Source organism: Nitratireductor sp. GCM10026969, from assembly GCF_042660605.1.
GTDB lineage: Bacteria > Pseudomonadota > Alphaproteobacteria > Rhizobiales > Rhizobiaceae > Chelativorans.
Window position 1 is genome coordinate 1 of sequence record NZ_JBHSUM010000251.1, and the last position, 3479, is coordinate 3479.

Annotated in this window: 2 protein-coding genes and 1 pseudogene; 1 reads left to right on the forward strand and 2 read right to left on the reverse strand. The window is 67.8% G+C overall.

From position 1 onward, the window contains the following. Positions 1-642: pseudogene (locus tag ACFP9U_RS24385) on the forward strand (hypothetical protein); the annotation flags it as partial. A gap of 65 nt (positions 643-707) precedes the next feature. Here the strand turns inward: ACFP9U_RS24385 and ACFP9U_RS24390 are convergent. Both ACFP9U_RS24390 and ACFP9U_RS24395 read right to left on the reverse strand, forming a co-directional pair. Then, positions 708-2300, reverse strand: coding sequence for a cisplatin damage response ATP-dependent DNA ligase (locus ACFP9U_RS24390; protein WP_378625391.1), 1593 nt, complete (start codon positions 2298-2300; stop codon positions 708-710). Continuing rightward, positions 2300-3310 (reverse strand): ligase-associated DNA damage response exonuclease, encoded by a 1011-nt coding sequence (locus tag ACFP9U_RS24395; RefSeq protein ID WP_378625393.1) that lies wholly within the window; start codon positions 3308-3310, stop codon positions 2300-2302. The genes ACFP9U_RS24390 and ACFP9U_RS24395 overlap by 1 nt, the downstream gene beginning before the upstream one ends. Positions 3311-3479: the final 169 nt, after the last annotated feature.

A 3479-nucleotide genomic window follows, 5' to 3' on the forward strand; every position in this document is an offset into this window, starting at 1 on the left:
GGCGCGAACGCGCGCGCGGATCGGGGCTACGCCTTCCAGGGCACCGGCAGGCGCCGCCTCTTTTCCATCGCTCTCGCGGCCGCTGCGCTGATCGCCGTCAGTGCGGTCGGCGGCTGGTTCCTGTTTTCCGGCGGGCCGCCAAGCGAGGCGACGCCCGACACCGCAGGCCAGGACCGGGGCGAACCCGGCCGCGATATCCAGGCCAGTGGAGACTGGATCACCGTCTTCTCGCCCAACGATCCCACCACCGCCCGCGCCGGCGGCGGCACCAGCGCCGAAGCGATCGAGGAAGAGGGCGAGGCCTTCATGCGCATCGGCGGCGGGCCGGAAGCGCGGATCTCCTTCGACATCGGGCAGGGCATCCTGGAGCGGCTCGCCGGGGAGCGTGTTGTCTTCTCTCTCTCGGCGAGGGCGCAGGAGGGCGAAGAGACGCAGATCTCGATCGCCTGCGATTTCGGCACGCTCGGCAATTGCGCACGGCGCCGCTACGTCGTCGGACCTTCGCGGACGGATTATCTGTTGGAAACGGAACTGCCCGACCGGCAGCCGAGCGGCGGCGGCACGATCACTGTCGTTCCCGACATGGAGGGAGAGGGCCGGGCGCTGGATGTGTTCTCGGTGCGGGTGGCGACGGCGGAGTAGCGGGATAGCGAATGGTGAATATTCGAGGTCCTGCCGGCTTCCGCGAGTTATTCACCGCACGCCTGTCACTCCAACATCGCCTCCAGCGTCTCGATCCGGTCCGCCTCGTGGACGGGCTTGTCCCACCTGAGCCTTGAGATGCGGGGGAAACGCATGGCGATGCCCGACTTGTGGCGGGTCGAGCGTTGGATGCCCTCGAAGGCGAGTTCGACGACGAGGCCGTGGCTGCGGTCGGCGCGCACGGCACGCACGGGGCCGAACCGGTCCACTGTGTTCTCGCGCACATAGCGATCGATCTGTCTCAGTTCCTCGTCGGTGAAGCCGAAATAGGCCTTGCCAACGGGTACCAGGACCGGATCCTCCTGCGGGCCCGACCAGACGCCGAAGGTATAGTCTGAATAGAAGCTCGACCGCTTGCCGTGGCCGCGCTGCGCGTAGATGAGCACCGCATCCACCGTGAAGGGATCGCGTTTCCACTTGAACCACGGCCCTTTGGGCCGGCCCGGCAGGTAGGCCGAATCCCGGCGCTTCAGCATCACGCCCTCGATAACCGGATGCGGTGGATTGCAGCGCTTGTCGTCGAGTTCCTCCCAGCTACGGAACGGGACGGTAGGCGAAATGTCGAAGCGGGCGGCGGGCAGGTTCGCCACGAAGGCTTCCAGGAGTCCCCGCCGTTCCTCGAAAGGCATCGTGCGGGTGTCCCGGCTGTCGATGATCAGCGCGTCGTAGCAGCGCATGAAGACGGGATAATCCTGAAGCATTGCCCGCGAGACCGCCTTGCGGTTGAGCCGCTGCTGGAGGTCGGAGAAAGTGCCGGTCTTCTCCCGCGGGTCGCCGACGAGCAACTCCCCGTCGAGCGCGGCCTCGAAATCCATCGCCTCGACCAGATCCGGGAAGGCGCCGGAGATGTCGTCGCCGGTGCGGGAATAAAGCCGCCGCACGCCGCCTTCTGAAACCGCCTGCACGCGGATGCCGTCCCATTTCCACTCGGCGGTATAGGCGGTAGGATCGAGCATGGAGAAATCCGCTTCCGCCGCGGGATGGGCCAGCATGACGGGCCGGAAGGGCGCCTTGGCCGCATTTTCCGGCTTCTCTCCCCTGCCTTCGAGCCAGGCGAAGAGATCGGTGAAGGGCGGGCGCAGCCCGTGCCAGAGCTCCTCGATCGCCTGCACGTCCACGCTCCCGAATTCCGCCAGCGCCTGTTTGGTGAGCCGCGCGGAAACACCGACGCGCAAGCCGCCGGTGGCGAGCTTGATCGCCGCGAAACGGCCAGAGGGCGAAAGCCGGTCGAGCAGCCGCGCCATGACGGCGGGCGCGTCGGAGCGGCTCGCCCGCGAGAGCGTGTCCACCACGTCCGGAAGGCGCGGCGCCTCCTCTTCTTCGGCGCCGGCCGGCCAGATGAGTGAGACCGTTTCGGCGAGGTCGCCGACATAATCATAGGAATAGGCGAAGAGGACCGGGTCCACGCGCTCGGTCGTCAGCGTGCGCAGCATGGCCGGCTTGACGGCGGGGAAGTCGAGCCCGCCGGTGAGCGCGGCAAGTCCATAGCCGCGGTCGGGATCCGGAACGGAGGCGAAATAGTCGCTGAGGAGCCTGAGCTTGCCGTTGCGGGACGGCGTCAGCACCAGCCTGTCGAGGAGTTCGGCGAAGCGCTCCACTATTCCGCCTCGTCCTCGTAGCCGGTCAGGTGCAGGGGCTTTGCGGCGATCCCGTTCAACTCGCACCAGCGCACCAGCGCCTCTTCCCTGCCATGGGTGACCCAGACCTCGCCGGCGCCCGTCTCGCGGATGGTGGCGGTCAGCTCGTGCCAATCCGCGTGATCGGAGATGATGAGCGGCAGTTCGACCCCGCGCTGGCGCGCGCGTTGGCGGATGCGCATCCAGCCCGAGGCGAAACAGGCCAGAGGATCGGAAAAGCGCCGCGACCAGCGGTCCCCGAGCGTGGAAGGCGGGCCGATGACGATGGCGCCGGCAGGCGGCGGCGCCTCGTCCTTCTCGACGGTGGCGGGCTGCAACGGCCCGAGCGGCACGCCGGCGCCTTCGTAATAGGCGCAAAGCCTGGAAAGCGCCCCGTGGATGAAGATCGTGCCGTCGTGGCCCGCCTCGCGCAAATGTGCGATCACCCGCTGCGCCTTGCCGAGCGCATAGGCGCCGACGATGTGGGTGCGCTCGGGAAAGCGTTCCACCGAGGCGAGCAGATGGCCGATCTCGGTGGCCGCGTCGGCGTGGATGAAGACCGGCAGGCCGAAGGTCGCCTCGGTAATGAAGACATCGCACGTGACCGGTTCGAAGGGCGCGCAGGTCGGATCGGGGCTGCGTTTGTAGTCTCCGGAGGCGACGATGCGCAGACCGTTCGCCTCCACCGCGATCTGCGCCGAGCCCAGGACGTGGCCCGCCGGGTGGAAGGTCACGCGCACGCCGTTGAGCGCGATCGACTCGCCGATTGGGGCCTCCTGGGTGCTGCCGGCGAAATCGGCACCGTAGCGCAGCCCCATGATGTCGAGCGTCTCGCGGGTGGCCAATACGGCGCCGTGCCCCGCGCGGGCATGGTCGGCATGGCCATGGGTGATCAGCGCGCGGCCGACCGGACGCACCGGATCGATGAAGAAATCGCCCGGCGGGCAGTAGAGCCCCTCGGGCCGGGAGCGAAGCAGATCGCGCGCTTTGATCATGCGATCAAGATAGGCCTTTTCGTCTGCGGTGGAAGAGTCTTGGCGGCGCGTCTGTTCTGCATTAGTTCTATCTACCTTGAAACTCGAGACGGATCCTCCTTCCGGCGACAGCGCCGCCCGCCTGCCCGCGCCGTTCCGGGAGTGGTTCGCCGCGCGCGGATGGACG